This is a genomic window from Pelistega indica (genome assembly GCF_000506865.1).
In the GTDB taxonomy this organism is placed as follows: Bacteria; Pseudomonadota; Gammaproteobacteria; order Burkholderiales; family Burkholderiaceae_B; genus Taylorella; species Taylorella indica.
This window is the reverse complement of sequence record NZ_AYSV01000087.1, coordinates 66,416-89,321: the sequence shown is the minus strand read 5'-3', so window position 1 is coordinate 89,321 and position 22,906 is coordinate 66,416. Positions and strand designations below refer to the sequence as shown.

15 protein-coding genes and 3 pseudogenes are annotated in these 22,906 nt (G+C 39.0%); 8 read left to right on the top strand and 10 right to left on the bottom strand.

Going from position 1 to position 22,906, the window contains the following annotated elements; all coding sequences use genetic code 11:
* Positions 1-102 precede the first annotated feature (102 nt).
* The 3 genes from V757_RS22345 to V757_RS22340 all read left to right on the top strand — a co-directional run bounded on the left by V757_RS22345 (position 103) and on the right by V757_RS22340 (position 4,381).
* A complete protein-coding gene (locus V757_RS22345) occupies positions 103-1,371 on the top strand; it encodes an SbcC/MukB-like Walker B domain-containing protein (protein WP_023951311.1) in 1,269 nt (422 codons plus the stop codon).
* A gap of 78 nt (positions 1,372-1,449) precedes the next feature.
* Complete coding sequence (locus V757_RS29315; RefSeq protein ID WP_245587004.1) at positions 1,450-2,457, top strand: FAD-binding oxidoreductase; 1,008 nt, start codon at positions 1,450-1,452, stop codon at positions 2,455-2,457.
* Positions 2,399-4,381 (top strand): FAD-linked oxidase C-terminal domain-containing protein, encoded by a 1,983-nt coding sequence (locus V757_RS22340; protein WP_245587003.1) that lies wholly within the window; start codon positions 2,399-2,401, stop codon positions 4,379-4,381. Before V757_RS29315 ends, V757_RS22340 begins: the two co-directional genes overlap by 59 nt.
* Before the next feature lie 133 nt (positions 4,382-4,514).
* Here the strand turns inward: V757_RS22340 and V757_RS22335 are convergent, their stop codons facing one another.
* From V757_RS22335 to V757_RS0114290, 3 genes are all read right to left on the bottom strand, one after another.
* Complete coding sequence (locus tag V757_RS22335) at positions 4,515-6,098, bottom strand: protein adenylyltransferase SelO (RefSeq protein WP_023951309.1); 1,584 nt, start codon at positions 6,096-6,098, stop codon at positions 4,515-4,517.
* Between the two features lie 101 nt (positions 6,099-6,199).
* Positions 6,200-7,348, bottom strand: a complete 1,149-nt coding sequence (locus tag V757_RS22330) for a Bcr/CflA family efflux MFS transporter (protein WP_023951307.1) — start codon at positions 7,346-7,348, stop codon at positions 6,200-6,202.
* 32 nt (positions 7,349-7,380) lie between these two features.
* Positions 7,381-7,884: an acyl-CoA thioesterase gene (locus V757_RS0114290; protein WP_031274630.1), complete on the bottom strand. Its 504-nt coding sequence runs from the start codon at positions 7,882-7,884 to the stop codon at positions 7,381-7,383.
* Between the two features lie 110 nt (positions 7,885-7,994).
* Here V757_RS0114290 and msrAB point away from each other — a divergent pair, with 110 nt between their 5' ends.
* Both msrAB and V757_RS22320 read left to right on the top strand, forming a co-directional pair.
* On the top strand, positions 7,995-9,527 hold the full coding sequence (gene msrAB, locus V757_RS22325) for a bifunctional peptide-methionine (S)-S-oxide reductase MsrA/peptide-methionine (R)-S-oxide reductase MsrB (RefSeq protein WP_023951305.1): 1,533 nt from the start codon (positions 7,995-7,997) through the stop codon (positions 9,525-9,527).
* 64 nt (positions 9,528-9,591) lie between these two features.
* Entirely contained in the window at positions 9,592-10,410 is an 819-nt protein-coding gene (locus tag V757_RS22320) for a thioesterase family protein (protein WP_023951303.1), read from the top strand.
* Between the two features lie 102 nt (positions 10,411-10,512).
* On the opposite strand, the gene V757_RS22315 is transcribed toward V757_RS22320, so the two are convergent.
* Positions 10,513-11,604, bottom strand: a complete 1,092-nt coding sequence (locus tag V757_RS22315; protein WP_031274629.1) for an endonuclease/exonuclease/phosphatase family protein — start codon at positions 11,602-11,604, stop codon at positions 10,513-10,515.
* Between the two features lie 204 nt (positions 11,605-11,808).
* On the opposite strand from V757_RS22315, the gene V757_RS22310 reads away from it, so the two are divergent.
* Positions 11,809-12,546 carry a glutathione peroxidase gene (locus V757_RS22310; RefSeq protein WP_023951299.1) on the top strand — a complete coding sequence of 246 codons (738 nt, stop codon included), beginning with the start codon at positions 11,809-11,811 and terminating at the stop codon, positions 12,544-12,546.
* Positions 12,547-12,919: 373 nt separating this feature from the next.
* A complete protein-coding gene (locus tag V757_RS22305; RefSeq protein WP_315970381.1) occupies positions 12,920-13,726 on the top strand; it encodes a pirin family protein in 807 nt (268 codons plus the stop codon).
* A gap of 287 nt (positions 13,727-14,013) precedes the next feature.
* Here V757_RS22305 and ssb (V757_RS22300) read toward each other — a convergent pair whose 3' ends face one another.
* From ssb (V757_RS22300) to V757_RS22290, 3 genes and pseudogenes are all read right to left on the bottom strand, one after another.
* Positions 14,014-14,580, bottom strand: a complete 567-nt coding sequence (gene ssb / locus V757_RS22300; RefSeq protein ID WP_023951296.1) for a single-stranded DNA-binding protein — start codon at positions 14,578-14,580, stop codon at positions 14,014-14,016.
* A gap of 346 nt (positions 14,581-14,926) precedes the next feature.
* A pseudogene (gene ssb / locus V757_RS22295) lies at positions 14,927-15,277 on the bottom strand (single-stranded DNA-binding protein); the annotation flags it as partial.
* Between the two features lie 278 nt (positions 15,278-15,555).
* Positions 15,556-16,761, bottom strand: coding sequence for an MFS transporter (locus V757_RS22290; protein WP_023951292.1), 1,206 nt, complete (start codon positions 16,759-16,761; stop codon positions 15,556-15,558).
* A 158-nt stretch (positions 16,762-16,919) separates the two neighbouring features.
* Between V757_RS22290 and uvrA the strand changes: the two are divergent.
* Positions 16,920-19,815 (top strand): annotated as a pseudogene (gene uvrA / locus V757_RS22285) (excinuclease ABC subunit UvrA).
* A 5-nt stretch (positions 19,816-19,820) separates the two neighbouring features.
* On the opposite strand, the gene V757_RS22280 reads toward uvrA, so the two are convergent.
* The 3 genes and pseudogenes from V757_RS22280 to V757_RS22270 all read right to left on the bottom strand — a co-directional run bounded on the left by V757_RS22280 (position 19,821) and on the right by V757_RS22270 (position 22,597).
* A complete protein-coding gene (locus V757_RS22280) occupies positions 19,821-20,945 on the bottom strand; it encodes a deoxyguanosinetriphosphate triphosphohydrolase (protein ID WP_023951290.1) in 1,125 nt (374 codons plus the stop codon).
* A gap of 21 nt (positions 20,946-20,966) precedes the next feature.
* A pseudogene (gene aroB, locus V757_RS22275) lies at positions 20,967-22,047 on the bottom strand (3-dehydroquinate synthase).
* On the bottom strand, positions 22,034-22,597 hold the full coding sequence (locus tag V757_RS22270; RefSeq protein ID WP_031274627.1) for a shikimate kinase: 564 nt from the start codon (positions 22,595-22,597) through the stop codon (positions 22,034-22,036). The pseudogene aroB and the gene V757_RS22270 overlap by 14 nt, the downstream one beginning before the upstream one ends.
* Positions 22,598-22,906: the final 309 nt, after the last annotated feature.

The following is a 22,906-nucleotide window of genomic DNA, read 5'->3' as shown; positions in this document are numbered from 1 at the left end:
TCAGCATTAATGCAGAAATAAATAACCGATGAAGACTATTTCAAGCATATTTGGCATACCTATCAAGTCACTACTGATACATCCTCTAATCCATTAGACCTATTGAAACAGCAACTTGCTACATGGACTAAAGCCCAACAAGAGCATTTTAATTTAAAGCAAATTTTAGATAATTATGATAAAGAGAATGCCGCTTTTTCAGCACGAATTAGTTCATTAAAAGAAACGCAAGCAGTACAGGCACAAAAAATAGATAAGCAACGTCTCGCTTATCAAGAGCAACTAGACCTTCGTCAGCAACAATTTGGTGAGAAAAATCCAGATGAGGAAGAAGAGAAACTCAACAAGGCATTATTAGAAAAAACGCAAGCGCTTGAACAACATAGCAAAGCACTACGGATAACAGAAACGCTACTGGATAAAACAACGGAAATTATCAATAAGCTGACTAAAGACTTATTAAATCGCAAAGACAAGCTAAAGCAAGCATCAGAGTCATTTGAGCGGCACTTAGCACAACAAGGATTTATAGATACTCAAGCCTATCTAGAGGCTAAAGTTGATGATTCATTACTCTTATCATGGCAAGAGAAAGCAAAAGAATTAGAAGAGCGTCAAATTTCCCAAAACACATTACAGCAAAATCTTACCCTGCGCTTAAAGCAAGAAAAAGATAAACAACTCACTGAACTCGATTATGAAACCTTAAAGGCACAATTAGACACGTCTAACACTCAGCATAATAATTTACTCATTGAGCTTGGCAACACAGCCCAAAGACTACTCAATCACGAGCAAAATCTAGCACGTATCGCCTCTCAACAGCACATCATTGAACGTAAAACACAGGAGGTTAATCGCTGGCGTTTACTGTATCAATTGATTGGCTCTGCTGACGGTAAAAAATTCCGTAGCTTTGCACAAGGACTGACCTTTGAAGTGATGATTTCATATGCTAATCAGCAATTACAAAAAATGAATGATCGCTACCTGCTCATCAGAGATAAAGAAAAGCCTTTACAACTCAATGTATTAGATAACTATCAAGCAGGTGAAATTCGTTCTGTTAAAAACCTTTCTGGTGGTGAGAGCTTTATTATCAGTTTAGCCTTAGCATTAGGACTCTCTAATATGACGAGCCGTACTATTCGTGTCGACTCTCTCTTTTTAGATGAGGGTTTTGGTACCTTAGATGAGGATTCTTTGGAAACTGCACTGGATACCTTAGCTGCTTTACACCAAGAAAATAAGATTATAGGCATTATTTCGCACATTGAAGCATTGAAAAATCGGATTTCTACTCAAATACAGGTAACACCAACCGTAGGGGGTAAAAGTATTCTATCTGGACCAGGTATAAAAAAAACTTAGCTAATCGTTTAATCATAGTGACGCAATCCGTTACAATATAGATATTCCTCCTTCAATTGTTTTGATGAAGTATCTCCTATGCAAGTACTATCACCACTCGTAAATAGTTTTATTGTTGAGCTATCACGCCACTTTCAGGGCGATATTGAGACGCGAGAATCAGCTCGCCTTGTTGTATCTACTGATAATTCGATTTATCAGCGTATGCCTCAGGCTGTTCTTTTTCCAAAAGATACTCAAGACCTCTGTTTAATTGCTAAGCTTGCGAAAACAGAAAACTATAAATCTCTCGTATTAACTGCTCGTGGTGGTGGTACAGGCACCAATGGCCAATCGTTAACAGATGGTGTAGTAGTTGATATTTCTCGACATATGAATCATATTTTGCATATTGATCCAGAGAAAAGAACAGCAACTGTACAAGCAGGTGTCGTCAAAGATCAATTAAATGCCGCCTTAAAACCCTATGGCTTATTCTTTGCCCCAGAACTATCCACCTCAAATCGCGCCACAATTGGTGGCATGATTAATACGGATGCTAGTGGTCAAGGTAGCTGTCGTTATGGCAAAACACATCATCATGTATTAGCCCTTAAAACGGTGCTGTTAGGGGGAGATATTTTAGACTCTGAACCCTTACCTCGTGATCAGTGGAAAGAACAGATCAGTCATAAAACACCGGAGCAACAAGCGATTTATCAAGCATTATTTGAGCTTGCTAATAACAATAGTGAACTCATTCACCACAGTTTCCCTGAGCTAAATCGTTCTCTAACTGGCTATGACCTACCTAAGTTACTCACCGAAGATACGTTTAATATTAATAGTGTTATCTGTGGTAGCGAAGGAACGCTAGGCTTTATTGCCGAAGCAACACTTAATGTACTACCTATTCCCAAGCATCAAGTACTGATCAATATAGGCTATACCGATTTTCAAGCCGCTTTGCGTGATGCAAAAGCCTTGATGACATTAGATCCTCTGTCTATTGAAACTGTCGATGCTAAAGTACTAGGACTAGCTAAAAATGATATTGTTTGGCAAAACGTTGCCCAATATTTCCCTGAGACTGCAAGAAAAAACTGAGGGTATTAATATTGTCGAGATTGCTTGTGACGATGAACAAGAGCTCAATGCATTACAAGAAGCGTTTATCGCTCATTTACAGCAAGATACTAGTGTCAAACGTTTAAGTATTACGACAGCTGTTGGTAAAGCCGCTGTCAATCATGTTTACTCAATGAGAAAACGTGCCGTCGGTCTGCTAGGTAACGTTCAAGGTGAAAAACGTCCACAACCTTTTGTTGAGGATACCGCTGTTCCTCCTGAAAACCTTGCTGATTATATTGCTGATTTCCGTGCGTTATTAGACGGCATGGGACTAGATTATGGTATGTTTGGACATGTCGATGCAGGTGTGTTACACGTGCGCCCTCTTATTGATATGAAAGAGCCAACTTCCAAACAAATTATCCAAGAAGTCAGTGATAAGGTGGCTGAATTAACTCATCACTATGGCGGTGTGCTTTGGGGTGAACATGGTAAAGGCTTACGCTCTGCCTATGCACCTATTTTCTTTGGTAAAGCCTACCCTCTCGTTCAGACCGTTAAATCCTTATTTGATCCTGACAATCAATTAAATCCCGGTAAGATTGCAACGCCAGCCAACAAGACAGAATATACGCTTACGCCTTTAACGGAAATAAAATTCCGTGGGGATTTCGATAAGCAAATTAATCCTCAAGACTGGCAATCGTTTGGCAATGCGATGCACTGTAATGGTAATGGGGCTTGTTTTAACTATGACGTAGATGATCCTATGTGCCCCTCTTATAAGGCAACAAGAGATCGTATTCATTCACCTAAAGGGCGTGCTACCTTATTAAAAGAATGGTTACGCCGTGAGCAAACAGGTGAACAAACTGCTACGTTTGACAATGAGGTTTATGAGGCTGTACATGGTTGTTTATCATGTAAATCCTGTGCAGGACAGTGTCCTGTTAAGGTCGATATTCCTGATGCCAAATCACGCTTTTTAGAGCGCTATCACACACGACACAAACGTAGCCGCCGTGACTATGCAGTAATTGCTTTAGAAAAAGCATTACCGCGTTTATTACCATTTGCTAAGGTTTATAATCGCCTCCTAAAATCAGCTAAATTTACACAATGGCAAACCAAGCATCTAGGGCTAGTTGATACACCAAGTTTTCATGAGCAAGCCAATATTGATTGGGCAAAATATGGTGCTGTCCTGATTAATAAACAATGCTCAAATATTCCTATCACGCCTAATGCCGTAATTATTGTACAAGATGCCTTTACACGGTATTTTGACTCCCAAGTATTAATTGATTTACTCAAGCTCTTAAATAAATTAAACGTTACTCCTTGTGTACTACCTTATTTTGAAAATGGTAAACCTTTGCATGTACATGGTTTCCTAAAGCGATTTGACAAAGTTCGCCAACGTAACCGTGCCTTTTTAGAAAAAGCAGCTAGTACCGGGCTACCATTAATTGGATTAGACCCTGCCATGACTCTTGTCTATCGCCAAGAGTATGCTAAGAGTTATGCCATACCTGCTGTTCAAGAACAGGGCGTTAATGTTTTATTATTGCAAGAATGGTTAATTACTTGGCTAAAAGACCATCCTCATGCCATTCCATCGACTGCTAATGAGGCTGTTACCTATCAATTAGCCGCACACTGTACAGAGCGAACACAAGTTGCTAGCACAAACAAAACCTGGCAAGATATCTTCAAACTATTTGGATTAAACTTGCAAGCACCTAATCTAGGTTGTTGTGGTATGGCAGGGACGTATGGTCACGAAAAAGAACATCGTGCGACATCTGAGCTAATCTATACACAATCATGGCAAGAAAAGGTTAGAGAACATGGCGATAAGCTGCTCGCCACGGGATTCTCTTGTCGTTGTCAAGTCGATCGTTTAGAAAACAAGACTCTGTTGCATCCATTGCAAGTGATTTTACAAGCACTTCAATAGGCAGATAGAAAATTGTGCTTTTTATGTCGTTCATTATCATCTCCCCTTATGTAGGGAGATGATACGCTAGCGATTCAGCCAACTCTTTATTGAATTTTTACGTCAGTATTGACCGTTATACTTGTAGTATCACTCAACTTGAGCAACTCACACAAATCTCTGCTGCCCATAAGGGTGGCTCTTGTGCATAATCTGCAAACGCTTGTTTCTCTGTGAAAGGGTCAGCCATACATTGTTGTAAACGATTGACTTCACTAAAGTCTCCCTGCTCTGCTTTTTCAATCGCTTGTTGTAATAGGTAATTCCTCAATACATAAATCGGATTAATACGATTCATCGCTTGCTCACGACGATTATCATCTGAGTTTTCTTGTTGCAATCGTTTTATATATAAACTAAACCAACGTTGAAAATTACCTAAATGATGTGCTTTAAATAATGCACTTAAGCTAGAGGGGATCTGCACCTGCCCATTTTCATCCAAAGAGGACAGTTTCACCTTGGCTAACTCTCTGAAGAATAAGCTAAAGTCCACTTGATAAGGTTGCAATGTACTCAACATATCATGGATTAAACTTGCGTCTGTTGGATGTGCTTGTTGTAATCCTATTTTCTGACGGAAAAGTGCCAAATACTTTTGCTCGAAGCTATCTCTATAAGTATTTAAGATCGCTATCAAGCTCTCTTGACTTACCAATGGCACGAAACAATTAGCCAATCTCACCAAATTCCAATGACCGATATAAGGCTGTTGCTGATACGCATAACGACCTTGATGGTCAGAGTGATTGCAGATATGTTTTGCATCATACGCATCTAAAAAACCATAGGGACCATAATCAATTGTTAAACCAAGTATAGACATATTATCGGTATTCATCACACCATGACAAAAACCTACACTTTGCCAATGAGCAATTAATTCTGCCGTACGTTTAACAATCTCAGCAAACATGGCTGCATAAGCATTCTCTTGCTCAACACATTCAGGATAATAGTGCATTAACACAAAATCCGCTAACTGTTTTAGTGAGGCAGTATCCCCTAAAGATGCAAAATGTTCAAAATGCCCAAAACGAATAAAACTAGGTGCTACGCGTGTCACTATAGCCGCTGTCTCAACCTCTTCTCGATAGACCTTATCTTCACTAGTGACCAAGGCTAATGCTCGTGTCGTTGGAATACCCAGTGCATACATAGCCTCAGAACAGAGATACTCACGAATAGATGAACGTAAAACAGCTCGCCCATCACCAAAACGAGAATAGGGAGTCTTCCCTGCACCTTTTAGTTGCCATTCTTGCCATTCACCATATTGATCTAGGCTCTCACCCAGTAATATAGCTCGCCCATCACCTAATTGACCTGCCCATGCACCAAACTGATGTCCACTATATACTGTTGCCAGAGGTGTATGCCCGTAGTAAGTTTGCCCATTAACACCTTCGTCATTAGCATCACACTCATTGGCACTATCCTTATCCACACTACCATTACCAGCAAGAGCCAATAGAACCTGCTTTGAGTCAAAAAAATGGTCATCTAAACCAAGCTCTTTCGCTAAGCTTTTATTTACGGCGACCCATTTAGGGGGTGCTTGTAAAGGAGTAGGCATTAGTTTCGTAAAAAAACGACTACCCAGTTGCACGAAGCGTCCCGGTACTAATGGCAATACTGCTTGCTTATCCTGCGTACTTTCTTTAGGCAAAGAACCCATATCCTATCACCCGTGTATGCACCATATACGAAGAGATTATCATCTAATGATAACCAGCCAAATTTAGTTTTCTATAAGTGTAATAACTGACAAAAGCAAAACTAATACACACTCACGCAGATACCTATTAAACCAAGATTTTGTACATAATCTGTTCCACTACTACTGGCAATAAACATTCCTAGCGAACCAAACGCCACATTCGTAAAACTAATAACAGACGCAGATGCACCTGCATTCATATGTGGCTGACCAAGTAATATATCGGTCGCAAAAGAGCGTAAAAAACTATTACTCATAGCGATTGGCGCAAAACAAATCAAAAATAATATAGGGTGTGTTTTGCCTATAGTAGCTGTCAATATAGCCGCCACAAAAATTAACGTCAACGTACCTCTTAAAATAACTGAAGGACGTAGTCTTGGTTTCAAAGCGAGATAGACTTTAGGACCAAAGATGAGCAGTAATGAATTAGCGGCAAAATAAAGACTAAAAGACGTTTCACTCAAACCAAACCATTTGATATAAATATATGAACTGATAGATAAATACGCCATGAACGTAATTGACGTCATCGCTGTTGAACATAAAAAGCTCATAAAACCTTTATGCTTTAATACTTCGCCAAGAGATAATAAGGTCTTTAAAACGCCCCCCTGTAATCGCTTATCCGCTGAAAGAGTTTCTTCGAATAATAATGTCATTATCACACTACCGATAGCAATCAATGCTAAGACCACAAAACTTGCCTGCCAAGGGAAAAACTTAATCAATACTGCGCCTAAAATAGGAGCAATAGTTGGTCCTAGCACAGTAAACATCTGTAAGGTAGCGATAATTTTTGTTCGTTCTTGATCATGAAAACTGTCTTTCACAATCGCCATAGGGATAGAAATCATGCCACCAGCTCCAAATGCTTGTACCACCCGAGACAATATAAAAAACTCTATTGACGGTGTAAATACACATCCCAATGACCCTACGATATAACATCCCAAACTAGCCAATAATACCGTTCGACGACCATATCTATCGCTTAATGTACCAATAAACAACATCCCTATCGCCATAAATAATGAGAACCCAATAAGGGTAAAACTTAACATATGGGGAGTTGTATTCAAGTCCTGTAAAATTAACGGAAAGGCCGCCAAATACATATCTATTGATAAAGGACCTGTCATGCCCAAGATCAGTAGCAGTAAGAATAAGCCATTTTGTTTGAGATGCCGCTGAGTTAATGTTGCCATTATTTTAACCTTAAAATTTTTAACCTTTAAAATTAGCTACAAGAGGGTGCTTGTTGTTGATAAGTAAGACGTAATTGTTTACGACGCTCTCCCGCTTGAAAACGACATTGTTTTAAAGGTGTGTCTAATACCAATGGTGGTACGCTACGTGGTTTACCGTTTTCATCCACAGCTACCATGGTGAAATAACAGCTATTGGTATGACGCACTGTTCTTTTTTGAATATTTTGCGCTTCTACTCGAATCCCCACTTCCATAGAGGTTCGTCCAACATAATTGACAGTTGCCAAAAATTCTACCAACTCACCTACATAAATAGGCTCTTTAAAGGTCACTTGATCGACAGATAATGTCACCACATAACCCCCTGAAAAACGGCTCGCACACGCATACGCCACTTGATCTAATAATTTTAAAATTGTACCCCCATGTACATTCCCTGAAAAGTTTGCCGTATCAGGCGTCATCAACACAGACATTGTTAACTCTGATTGCATAGACTCGGGGACTTTTCTTACTTCATCTAACATAGGCATTGATATTCCTTTATTACTTATCAGTATTTCAATCTATAACACTGATATTTTTAATTCCATCACAGACTAATTCCCCGTAAAATAGCTAAAAAGACCTTTGGAGAACATATATGCCTTTTCTATATTTTCTACGGACAATTATTTTAGGTATTATGGCGCTATATAGCTCCACATTATTTGCACAGACTATTAATTTTAATGCTTTAAAAGATATTAATAATCAAAAAGCTAATTTTTATATCAAGAATAATAAACCTACCGTTGTAAAGTTCTGGGCAAGCTGGTGTCCATTATGCCTTGGCGAATTAGAACAAACTGAGCAATGGGTACAAGATAAGGATTTTGCCATGGTGAATATGGTTACCCTTGCATCTCCCGGTTATTTGGGTGAAAAAAAAGCGGCTGATTTTTCGCAATGGGCACTTTCATTACCCTATAAAAAGCTACCAATCCTTATCGATACCGAACAAACAATTGCAAAATCACTCAATATTCGTGTCTACCCTTCATGGGTCTTATTAGACAGTAATGGGCAACTCGTAAAAGTAGTAAAAGGCACACTATCCAAAGAACAATTACTTGGCGTAATTAAAAACCCAGACGCTCCTATCCAAAAAGCATCGACTACTTTCTACAAAGCCGATACCAATAGTGAACACAAAAAACCTATCCGTACTGAAACGATTTATCTAGCAGGTGGTTGCTTTTGGGGACTAGAAGGATATTTTCAACGCATTCCAGGTGTTATTGATGCCGTGTCAGGTTATGCAAATGGCAATACTCAAAACCCTAGTTATGAAGATGTAGTTTATCGCCATACCGGTCATGCTGAAACAGTCAAAGTAACGTATGATATTGATAAGCTTAGCTTTGCTGATATTTTAGAGTATTATTTTAGGGTCATTGATCCTACTAGCTTAAATCAACAAGGCAACGATAAGGGAACACAGTATCGAACTGGTATTTACTATACCAAAGCGGACTATCAGCCTTTAATCGCTGAAGCAATTAAGAAAGAACAGACAAAATATAAAAAACCAATAGTAGTTGAAAATAAACCTTTAGCCAATTTTTATCCTGCTGAAGAATATCACCAAGACTATTTATTAAAAAATCCAAATGGTTATTGTCATATTGATTTAAATAAGGCAGATGAGCCATTAAGTACCCCCTCACCAAAAGGCTTTAATATGAAAGAGTACAAAAAACCATCGCAGTCAGAGTTACGTCAACGTTTAACACCAGAACAATATCGTGTCACTCAAGAAAGTGGAACTGAATACGCATTCAGCCACGAATATGATGAATTATTTGCCCCCGGCTTATATGTTGATATTGTGAGTGGACAACCTCTTTTTAGCTCTGATGACAAATTTAACTCGCATTGTGGATGGCCAAGCTTTACTCAACCTATTGAAAAAACAGTTGTCACAGAGCACAAAGATTTTAGCCATAATATGTACAGAATTGAAGTACGCAGCCAAGCCGCAGACTCTCATCTTGGACATGTATTCCCTGACGGTCCGGCTGATCGTGGTGGTTTACGTTATTGTATTAATGGTGCCAGTTTACGCTTTATCCCTTATGCTGATTTAGATAAAGAAGGGTATGGTGAATGGAAAGATAAAATCAAACAAAAATAATTTGCTTGCAATTTAATTGACGTTTACGTAAAGTAATAGCTATTATTCTTACAAGGAGACGTTAATGCCTGCTTTTTATCGTTGTATTCTGCGCGAACAAAGTGAGGACGGCAAAACAGTTATTGCCACTTATGAACCAAATATCCATGCTCAAGGGGCATGGAATCCTCATGAGCAACATATGGCACCCGCAAGTGGTATTATCACTCGAGAACTCGAAGCATTTAATCCCAATGAGCATTTACGCATTGGTCGAATTAGTTTTGATATCTTCGGCTTAATCTCCTTTGATCGCTTTACGATTGAAACACGTACTATTCGCCCCGGTAAAACAATTGAATTAATTGAATCAACCATGAAATCTCAAGGGAAAATATGTATTGTGGCACGTGCGTGGCGTATGATGATACATGACACCTCCAGTGTTCATGGTTTAGAAGATGATCATGTTAGCACCCCTGATTTACTTCCTGCATGGAATGGTATGCTCCGTTGGAGTGGTGGCTATATCCAATCTATTGATGTCCGCATCGGTCCTAATCATAGACCAGGAAAAGGGATTGTCTGGGTAAATACAGGCGTAGAAATGGTGGAAGGCGAATCCACCACTGACCTCGCACATATTATTGGACTTGTTGACACCGCTAATGGTATTGTTCCTCGTCAAGAGGGTGAGTTTAAATGGGCATTCCCAAATTTAGATTTGCAAGTACATATGCACCGTTTACCTCAAGGAGCTTGGCTTGGTCTGGAAACCATTCAGCAATACGGTAGTGATGGAGTTGGTTTAACAAGTTCAGTCCTACATGATATTCATGGGCCATTCGGTCGTAGTGAGCAAATCCTAACTATTCGCCCTATGCCAAGTGAAAATAAAGCCTAATATCCTTAACAAATGCTATGGACATTCTGGTTAATTGGTTAAACGTTAATAGCTTATCTCGTCACTATTTTTTTAATGCTTATGAAAGAAAGTAAGAGTTAGCTAATTATCTGTATCTATCACCTCTTTAATTGGTTCTGCCTCAGCAATTTTGTGACTAGCCTCTTTATTGTCTTCTGGTGTGGCTTCTTCTAATTCTTGAATAGTTCCCACACTAGGAGCATATTGGAAACGACCATAAATAGGAAAATGATCTGATCCTACAAAGGGCAAAACCTTTATATCTATAACCATAAAATCATTGCTATGGAAGATATGATCTAATGGCCAGCGTAAAAATCTATAATTAGCGTTGAATGTACTATATAAGCCTCTTCCTATACGTGGGTCTAACAAACCACTAATTCGCTGAAATAAACGAGTGGTGCGTGACCATGCCACATCATTCAAATCACCAAAGACTAATGATGGTCTTTGTTTTTTCGCAATTTCTCTACCAACTAATAATAACTCAGCATCCCTAGCGGTTGAGGTATCCGCTTCTGCCGGGCTAGGAGGTTGAGGATGCAAACAATATATATCTATCCACTCACCTGACCGTAACTGCACCTGAGTTACTATTGAGGGAATATCCTCCTCCACCCAGTGACGAACTTCAGTATGTCTCAAAGGTAAACGACTATACAAATGCATACCATACAAATTGTCTAACGGAATTTTGATACTATTGGGGTACACTTTTTCTAATGGTTCTAAGGCAATTTCCCACCACTTATCGCTTTCCAAGGTCAATACAATATCTGGCTGCCATTTATTAATCTGAGCAAGTAGCAAATCACTACGACGATTAGACGTAAGCACATTACTGATTAGCAATGAAATAGTCCGATTAGTTGGTTTATCCTTATACGCTAACACTTCAGGCTTTACCATGAATGTATAGGCAGAGATTTCTTTTAATTGATAAACAAAACAAACTAAGTTGATGCACTCAACTACTAGAAATACCCCTGTTTTATCATCTTGAATAAAAATTAAATTCAAGATGAAACACAGTAAACTCAGAATAGCAATTTGCAAACGAGGAAAATCAAATACCCTGAAAACCCAGTGGTCATGGCGAATAAACGGTAAGATTGTGGCTAAAATGGGAATACCCATCAGCACAATTAGTAACACATCGTATTGACTCATTCTGATTGTAAAGATTTGGTCATTCATAAAGGGATATAATACATTAAGGATTACCTCATTATCATTACTATCTCTTAAGTGTTGTAAGAACAACTATTTAGGTGATTAAACAAGTTTTATAGTTAAACGAATGAGTATTCATCATTAATCCTATGAATATTTATCGTATATCAATAACATTCCAGACATAAATAGGAGAAAAAAATGGCTTTAGTTGATTATACTGGACAACAAGTCCCTAGCTGCACATTCCGTACTCGCGTTGGCGATACATGGAAAGACGTTACGACAGATGAGTTATTTAAAGGTAAAAAAGTCGTTGTATTCTCATTACCCGGCGCATTCACTCCAACTTGCTCATCAAGCCACCTACCTCGCTATAACGAGTTAGTACCAGCCTTTAAAGCTAATGGTATTGATGATGTTTTATGTGTTTCTGTAAATGATACATTCGTGATGAATGCTTGGGCAGCCGCTGAGGAATCTGACAATATCAAAATGATTCCTGACGGTAATGGCGAGTTTACTGAAGGTATGGGTATGCTTGTTAATAAAGATAATCTTGGCTTTGGTAAACGCTCTTGGCGCTACTCTATGCTTGTCAATGATGGCAAAGTAGAAAAAATGTTCATCGAACCGGAGAAAGAAGGCGATCCGTTTGAAGTGTCTGATGCTGACACTATGTTGAAATATGTGAATGCTAACTGGAAACCACAAGAATCTATCGCTGTGTTCACAAAACCAGGTTGCCCATTTTGCGCTAAAGCAAAAGCCGCTTTAAAAGAAAAAGGCTTATCTTTTGAAGAAATCGTATTGGGTAAAGATGCAAGCATCGTTTCTGTACGTGCTATTACAGGTAAAACAACAGCACCACAAGTATTTATCGGTGGTAAATACATTGGTGGTAGTGAAGAGTTGGAAGCTTACTTAGCATCACACTAATCACTAATTAGCTTTATTTGCTTACAAAGCCTCTAGGATTTTCTAGGGGCTTTTATGTTTATCTAACTTTATGTTAATTTTGACGTGCAGGTTTTTCTACGTTTAACTATCTAAAAAAAACAATAAATAAAGCTTCACTGTCAAAACCTGCACGCCGAAAGCGTTACTTTATCAACAACCCAAACATTTTCTTTTCATATAAGGAAACAATATTTTTAATATTTCTATATTTATTTCCTAATAATCTAAAAATATAATAATTACATCTCGTTTTAACGCTATCCTATAGCAAAGGTACAAAGATGAAAAAACTTGCTCATATTTATAAAGCCCCCCCAAAACACTGGTAGGTGATGGTTTTCATGTACACACTATGTTTAGCTATAATGATGACGCTAAACTACTTAGCCCTTTTTTATTATTGGACTATGCCCCTCCACGTCATTTTGAGCCAAACCTAAGCCGACAGTATCATGGTGTTGGTGAGCATCCCCATCGAGGTTTTGAAACAGTCACTATTGCCTATAACGGCGAAGTCACTCATAAAGACTCTTTTGGTGGCGGAGGTACTATTCTTGAGGGAGATGTACAGTGGATGACGGCAGGTAGTGGGCTTATGCATCAAGAGTATCATTCTGACAATTTCTCAAAGCAAGGTGGGCTATTTTCCATGGTGCAATTATGGGTCAATCTACCTGCCAAAGATAAAATGACTCAGCCTAAATACCAAGCCATCAGTACTCAACAGATTCCCGTTGTGACATTTGAAAATAACGCTGGTCAAGCTCGTATTATTGCTGGTGATTTTGAAGGTACTAAAGGTACAGCATCCACCTTTACCCCGATTAATATGTGGGATATCACACTTAATCAGGATAGCCAGTCTATTTTTGAGTTACCCGATTCGCACAATTTGATTCTATTAGTGCTAGATGGTGAGATCGTGATTAATGATGAAACCTCTGTTCATGCGACAGAACTTGCCAACTTCGCACCAGGAGGCTCTCAAATTAAAGTAGCTAGCCACCATACAGCAAGTAAATTTTTATTGCTAAGTGGAGAGCCACTTAACGAGCCTGTTGTCGGTTATGGTCCTTTTGTGATGAATACTCAACAAGAAATTGTCCAAGCATTCCAAGATGTGCGACAAGGGAAATTTGGCTCTATTACTCAACAATAGTTATAGGCACTACTAAAGAAGTACTTTTCTCTATCAAGATGCTATTTACACTAACATCTTAGAGTTCTAAGATGTTAGTGTACTCGCGATAGTTTTTTGCTAGGGATCACTACCAAACGCTTACAGTTACCATAAAAAGAAAGACTGATTCCTCTACAAAACAAGAAATCAGTCGTCGTTACTATCTTGATTGACATACCCGTAAATGCCATTCTATTAATCTCTGACTGACTATCTGAGTCAGTCAAGAACGAACCATGAAAAGCTATTCTACAGTCTCACAAGCCTTAGAATGGAATATCATCATCCAAATTACCTACCCCTGCATCACTAGGTGATACGGCTGGGGATTGAGGTCTTTGCTGAGTAGCATTACTCTTTCTCGGTGGTGTGCCTTGCTGATCAAAATCATTAGTAAACGTACTCGTCGTCGTAGTCTGGGCTCTGTTAGATATAGGCGTACTATAGCCACCACCAGTAGGACCAGTCCCCACTGGGCCAGGAGGTGTTGTGTCCACACCCGCTTTACCCAACATTTGCATATTATCTGCAATAATCTCTGTGGTATAACGCTCTACATTATTTTGATCGATATACTTACGTGTTCTTAAGCGACCCTCTACATATATACCACTACCTTTACGCAAATATTGACCAACAATTTCTGCTAAACGACTGTAAAACACGACTCTATGCCACTCAGTTTCTTCGCGGCGCTCTCCTGTATTTCTATCATTCCAAGTAGATGTAGTCGCCACGCTAATGTTAGCCACTTGCCCTCCGTCAGGCATACTACGTAAGGTAGGATCAGCACCCAAATTACCCACTAAAATTACTTTATTTACTGAAGCCATTAATCTTATTCCTATTGATACTAAAACGATCTTTCAATCGTATAACAATGTGAATCATTATAACAATCTACCTTCTTAACTGCATAAAAAAGCCTTTTTTAGGGATTACTCCCATCAAAAAGGCACTTAACCCCTCAGTAATGGCCATTAGCTATTCTTATTCCTAGCGTAAAGGATAAAGTGATGCAACAATGGCATTGAAAGCTCTTCTACGCCACGACGGAGAGAATATTTCTAACTGCCTCATGACGCTAGGATGAGCTATTTAATTAATGAAAAATTACACTCTTCTCATTCACTAAAAAGGATTATCATCATCGTTGATGTCATCTATAGGAGGATCATCATCTTCCTCATCAATAGTTTGCTTGCCTAATAATTGCAAATCCTCAACCACGATCTCAGTCGTATACTGATCCTTGCCACTTTTATCTTGCCACTTACGTGTTTTTAAGCGTCCTTCCACATAAACAGGACTACCTTTTTTAAGATACTTCTCAATAACATCAGTTAATGGGCCAAAGGCAACGATACGATGCCATTCCGTTTCTTCACGACGCTGACCACTTTGCTTGTCGGTCCATGTATTTGTAGTAGCAATGCTAAAATTGGCTACACTAAATCCATTAGGGTTATAACGCACCTCAGGATCTCTACCTAAATTCCCCACTAAAATTACTTTATTGACTGATGCCATTTATTATCTCCTTTTTAAACAATATCTATTTTATTGTTCCAGACCACTCTTAACTCTTTTATTAATTTTAACGTGCAGGCTTTCACTTAATTCGCAACCACCAAGAATGTTTACTCAATGACGCAACCCTGCACACCGAAACCACAAGCAAAGGATTTTTACCGGCAATCTGAAACAATAGCTTATTGTTATCTAATTTTGATACATTGCCTAGTAGGATGAGTAATTTATCCTAGCGAAAAACTCACCTATTGCCCTATTCTCCTATCACTCCCAACTTAATTCGCTTTAGGTAAGGCTTGCATATGTTTGGCTACTAAAAACCATGTCGCTGCAAGTAGTGCTGCCAAGATAAATACCACATAGATAGAAGCATGTTGAGCCAGTAATCCCCCTACTGCACCACCAGCAGCCACTCCAAAAGCTTGGAACATATTGTATAAACCTAGTGCCAATCCTTTGTGTTGTGGCGGTGTTACACGTGAAACCATAGACGGTTGTAGTGCTTCTAACACATTAAATACAACAAAGAATACTAATAAAGCGGCAACAGATGCCCAAAACGATAAGCTCATAACAGACCATAGTAACAATAAGCCTGCTAATACGGCTACACAAATTTCTAATGCTTTTTTATGATAATGACGTGTTTCAATAAAAAATACGGCAGGAATCATCACGATTAACGCCACCACAATAACAGGCAAATATACTTTCCATAGCTCTCCTATGGTAATACCACCTAAATGAATGAATAATGACGGTAATACAACAAACAGTGCCATTAAAGAAAAATGCAGACAAAACACACCAAAATTTAATCTCAATAAACTATCATTTTTTAAGACTTCCTTAACGCTCACATTAGCGATCGCCTGATCATGCATAGGCACAACAGGTACTAATAGCGTGGCCAACAGTAAACACACAAAGCCCAATAAACTAATTACCCAAAATAGACCACTTAGACCAACCCATTCCACTAGCAAAGGAGATAAGACTAGAGAAACTGCAAAAGATAAGCCAATAGAGGCACCTACCATAGACATCGCTCTGGTTCTTACTTCTGGGCGAGTAGAATCGGCAATCCATGCGGTAATTGCCGCTGATACGGCACCAAAGCCTTGAATGGCACGACCAATCAACACACCAGTAACTGAATTGGACAATGCACATACTATCCCACCAATAATAAATAAGGCCATCCCAACGACAATAATTGGACGCCGTCCAAATTTATCCGACAACATCCCAAAAGGAATCTGCATAATAGCCTGTGTTAGCCCATATGCACCAATCGCAAATCCAACCAAAGCCAGGTTATCTCCTCCTGCCAATTGCTTGGCAGCATCAGCAAATACAGGCGTCAGCAAAAAAAGACCTAGCATTCTAACGGCAAAAAGTAAGGCTAAATTAGCACTTACTTTTTTCTCTTGGGTAGTGAGTGAAATACGATTTTTTTTGATTTTTTCAGAAGCGTTCATAATATTTTCTTTAACAGCAGATTGGGATTTACCATGTATGTATTGATTCAACAAAATGCATAGGAAACAAAATTGTATTTTACCTAAGTTACAAGCTAAGTTATAGTAATAGGTTATTTAAATATTTTCTGCTGGTAACAGTCAGCGTAGCATAATTTATGAAATCATCAAGCAATGACACCTCTCTTTCTCTGCAAGAAGTAATTCGCATCAGAGGTGCTCGCACCCATAATTTAAAAAAATATTTCTGTGGACTTACCACGTCACAAACTTGTGGTTATTACAGGTCTATCAGGATCCGGAAAATCATCATTAGCTTTTGATACCCTTTATGCTGAAGGTCAACGACGTTACGTCGAAAGTTTATCTGCTTATGCCCGTCAATTCCTGCAATTAATGGATAAGCCTGATGTTGATTTAATTGAGGGTTTATCACCCGCCATTGCCATAGAACAAAAAACGGCTGGACATAATCCACGATCAACCGTAGGCACAATTACAGAAATTCATGATTATTTACGCCTATTATATGCCCGTGTAGGTACACCACACTGCCCTATTCACGGTGAGCCATTACAAGCACAAAATGTGTCACAAATCGTTGATAATATTCTGGCCCTTCCCGAAAATACTCGTATCAGTATTTTATCTCCAGTGGCTCGTGGACAAAAAGGTAGTTTTGAAGAGAAATTTTTACAATTCCAAGCGCAAGGTTTTATTCGTGTACGAATTGATGGTGAAACTTACGAGTTAGATAGTGCTCCTGCCCTACAAAAAAATGATAAACATGATATTGATGTCATCATTGATAGACTTAAAGTCAAAGCAGACAATCAACAGCGACTAGCCGATAGTATTGAAACAGCACTGAAACTGAGTAATGGTCGGGTCATCTTATTAAACATGGATACGACAGAAGAAAAAGCCTTTTCCACTCAGTACGCTTGCCCTATTTGTGCTTATAGTTTAACTGAACTTGAACCTCGATTATTTAGTTTTAATAGTCCACTAGGCGCTTGTCCCGCATGCGATGGTTTAGGGCAAACTCAACTTTTCGATCCTCAGCGGATTGTTGCCTTTCCTGAGTTAAGTCTTGCCAGTGGTGCTATCCAAGGCTGGGATGCTCGTAATAATTTCACAATGACACTTATCAATAGTCTAGCACTACATTATGGCTTTGATACCTCAACACCATTTAATGTTCTTGACCCAGCCATACAACATATTTTGTTATATGGTTCGGGTGAAGAAGAAATTGATTTCCTCTATCTTAATGACAAGGGCAGAACGAATATTAAACGTCACCCCTTTGAGGGCATCATCCCTAATTTAGAAAGACGTTGGAAAGAAACAGAGTCTACCCATATCAAAGAGGAACTCAATAAATTACGCTCCACCGTCCCTTGCCCTACTTGTCATGGCTCTCGGTTAAGAGAAGAGGCCCGCCACGTACTTATTGGACAAGATAAACGTGAGGGTGATAAACGTCAGGGTTTAGCGATTTATGAATTAGAAGCTCTCTCCCTTGCTGAGAGCTTAGCTTGGTTTAAGCAATTACAACTCACTGGTGCTAAACAAGAAATTGCCGAACGCATTATTAAAGAAATTCAGTCACGTCTACATTTTCTTAATGATGTTGGATTAGCTTATTTATCTTTAGATCGCAGTGCCGATACCATTTCTGGAGGAGAAGCTCAACGCATTCGTCTTGCTTCTCAAATTGGATCTGGATTAACTGGGGTGATGTATGTTTTAGATGAGCCCTCTATTGGTCTACATCAACGAGATAACGATCGCCTTATCTATACTCTTAAACATTTACGCGATTTAGGTAATAGTGTGATTGTGGTTGAGCATGACGAAGATATGATTCGTGCAGCAGACTGGGTCATTGATATGGGGCCTGGAGCAGGTGAACGAGGCGGCGAAGTAGTAGCTGAAGGAGAGGCTGAATCATTAAAACAAAATCCTCTCTCATTAACAGGCGACTATCTAAGTGGTCGCAAAAAAATTACTGCAGAGAATGCTCGCCCAATTACCGAAGAAACCTCTTGGCTTAAATTAGTTGGTTGCACAGGCAATAACCTCAAAAACGTAACCCTTGATATTCCTCTAGGTAAATTAGTCTGCATCACTGGCGTTTCTGGCTCTGGTAAATCAACTTTGATTAATGAAACCTTAGCGGCTATCTTAATGCGTGACCTTAATAGAGCCCATGCAGAGCCGGCACCCTATGAAAGTATTCATGGCGTAGAGTTTCTCGACAAAATTATTAATGTGGATCAAAGTCCTATTGGTCGAACCCCTCGCAGCAACCCTGCTACCTATACAGGCTTATTTACGCCTATTCGTGAATTATTTGCTGGTACGCCTGAAGCTAGAGCAAGGGGCTATGATGCAGGACGTTTTTCTTTTAATGTTAAAGGTGGGCGTTGTGAAGTCTGTCAAGGTGATGGGGTACTCAAAGTAGAAATGCATTTCCTACCCGATGTTTATGTACCATGTGATGCGTGTGAGGGCAAACGTTACAACCGTGAAACCCTAGATATTCATTATCGTGGGCATACAATTAGTGATGTACTTGATATGACCGTGACAAATGCCTTGGATTATTTTTCAGCAGTTCCTAGCATTGCTAGAAAATTACAAACCTTAGTGGATGTAGGGCTTGGTTATATCCGCTTGGGTCAAAGTGCTACCACCCTATCTGGCGGTGAAGCACAACGAATTAAACTATCATTAGAACTCTCTAAACGGAGTACGGGAAAAACACTTTATATCTTAGATGAACCAACGACTGGTCTACACTTTGCCGATATTCAATTACTACTAACAGTGATTAATAAATTAGTTGATGCAGGTAACTCAGTAGTCATCATTGAGCATAATTTAGATGTCATTAAAACCGCTGATTGGATTATTGATTTAGGTCCCGAAGGGGGACAAAATGGTGGTCAGATTATCGCTACGGGTACACCACAGGATATTTGCAAAGCCAAAAATAGTCTAACAGGACAATTTTTGGCTAAACATTTACAGGAAAGAAACAGTTAATTAGTTTACACCTCAAATAATTGACGATATTCGCGCATAGCATACCTATCCGTCATGCCTGCAATATAATCGGCAATAGCTCGTTGCTGCTCAATCTTATCTTCTCGCTGATAATCAACAGGCAATAGTTTAGGATTGAGCAAAAATGCTTTGAACAACTCTTGAATGATCATAGTAGCTTTAGCTGTCATTCGCATCACTTTATAATGCCGATAGAGATTTTCCATCAAGAATTTTTTTAACTCAATTTCTTGTTCTGCAATAGCTGGAGAAAAAGATACCAACATAGGTGCATGATGCACATCTTCAATGGTTTTAATCTGATGTTTACTAATATTCGATAATGTCGTTTGTGTTAAATCTACAATAAGCGTATTAATCATGCTTCTAATGGTCTCAGAAATAACACGCCGTCCTTTTTTAACATCTGGATAAGTCCACATCACTCGCTCGTAATGTTCATTAAAAATAGGAACTTCCCGCATTTGCTCCAATGTTAGTAAACCAGAACGAATACCATCATCAATATCATGATTGTTATAAGCAATACCGTCAGCTAGATTGGTTAATTGTGCCTCTAAACTAGGCTGTGTCCTGTCTAAAAATCGTTGTGCAACAGCACCTAATTCGCGTGCATTTCTCGCAGAGCAATGCTTCAAAATACCTGCTCTTGTTTCAAAGCTCAGATTCAACCCATTAAAACTGGCATAGCGTTCTTCTAATTCGTCTACAATGCGCAAACTTTGCAAATTATGTTCAAAGCCACCAATCTCTGGCGCAAACTCTCGCATACAGTCATTCAATGCATCTTGACCAGCATGACCAAAGGGCGTATGTCCTAAATCATGAGCCAATGCTATCGCCTCTACTAAGTCTTCATTTAGCGAAAGATTACGAGCAATGGCTCGACCAATTTGTGCCACTTCTAAGCTATGCGTTAAACGTGTCCGAAATAAATCGCCCTCATGATTAACAAACACTTGTGTTTTGTATTCAAGGCGACGAAAAGCACCACAGTGAATAATCCTATCGCGATCACGTTGATAGGGACTACGTCTAGGATCCTCCTGTTCTGGATGCAATCTTCCTTTTGTTTGGCTCTCAAGACTTGCATAGCTAGCTAGTGTCATGTGTTTTATTACCCTTATTCCTTATGCTTTTACGGTTTTGCTCAATGCTATACCTAAATCTTCAGAAGGCACTGTTCGCACAATAGCCTCACCTATTTTTGGTAGTAACACAAATTTGATTTTTCCACCTTCCGCTTTTTTATCAATCTGCATTAACTCAATCCATTTATTCGTCCCTAAATTAGGAGCTTGCGTTGGACAACCGATGGCTTTCACCAAGTTTCTAATACGTTCGACATCCTCCCTAGGTAAGCCTAAGGTTTGTGCTGATAATTCTGCCGCTTGCACCATGCCACACCCCACAGCCTCACCATGCAACCATTCACCATAGCCTAGTGCGGTTTCAATAGCGTGTCCAAATGTATGACCTAAATTTAAAATAGCTCGTAGCCCTGTTTCTTTTTCATCCTCCCCCACCACATACGCTTTTAACTCACAAGAGCGGTGAATGGCATAGGAAATTGCTTCAGCATCAAGTGCCTTTAATTTTTCCACATTTTCCTCACACCATGTGAAAAAATCAGCATCTAAAATCATGCCATATTTAATCACTTCAGCCAATCCAGCAGAAATTTCTCGTGGAGGTAAGGTTTTGAGTACATTAACATCAATATCTACAGCAATAGGCTGGTAAAACGCACCAATCATATTTTTCCCTAGGGGATGATTTACTGCTGTTTTGCCACCGACTGAAGAATCCACTTGAGCTAACAAGGTGGTTGGTACCTGAATAAAGCGAACACCTCGCATATAAGTTGCGGCAGCATAGCCACTAATATCACCAATAACCCCACCGCCGAGAGCAACAATAATTGCTTTGCGATCAACTTTTTTCGATAGTAAAAAGGTATAAATAGTATTTAAGGTTTCTTGGGTTTTAAATGCTTCACCGTCATGTAATTCCAATACATGTAAAGGTTTGGCACAAACAGCTAGGCTTTTTTTAGCGACTATCTCCATATAAAGGCATTACCGTACTATTAGTGATAAGAACTATGCTGCTCGCATTCTCCGGAACCGATGTAGCTAATTGTTGTAGGATATTAGGTGCAATATGGATGGGATAGCTCCCTCCTGCAACATTTACATTAACAATGCTCATGACTAATTACTCCTTCATCTAAAAGTGCTTTCTTTAGTTGCTTGACTGTTGTATGGATATTGCCTGTTGAAGTTTCCATCGTAATATTGGCTAAACGTTCATAAATCGGCATACGTAGAGTCAATAATTGCTCAAGCTTTTGCTTGGGATTCTCTGTTTGTAATAAAGGGCGTCCTGTATCTTTAGAGATACGTGCAAATAATTCATCTAAACTAGCTTTCAAATAAATAACTTTGCCCTTCTTCAATAATTCTTGGTTACACGCTGCCATAATAGCTCCCCCCCCAGTAGCCAATACAATATTAGGCTGTGTAACTAACTCCGACAATACGGCTGTTTCTCTTTTACGAAAGCCTTCTTCTCCCTCAATATCAAAAATAATAGGAATTTCGACACCACAACGACGCACAATTTCATGGTCTAAATCCACAAACTCAACGCCTAACTCACGAGCCAACGCCCGTCCTATGGTTGTTTTACCTGCACCCATCATGCCAATCAAAATAACACATGGTGATAGGTTCTTGTTATTTTCCTGTTTTTTACTCATCGTCGTGAAAAATATTTTATACTGATTGAATATTAACATTAGCCAACGAATTTCTTGCTTTTATAACAAAATTATTATTAATTTTCAGGCTATCGATAAAATAGCATTTTCAGTGTACGGATTTTCATCATCAATCAGACATTATTGATTTTTTTGTTCTTCAGTAATAAACCTACACATCAAATTTAAACATAACTGTTTGTCAACAATCTGAAAATTAGTGTTAATTTTTCCCTTTAATCTGCTATTTAAGGTGTTTCAAAAAGCAGGTTTACCATGACAAGTGATAAAATCAACTATCTTAATTCT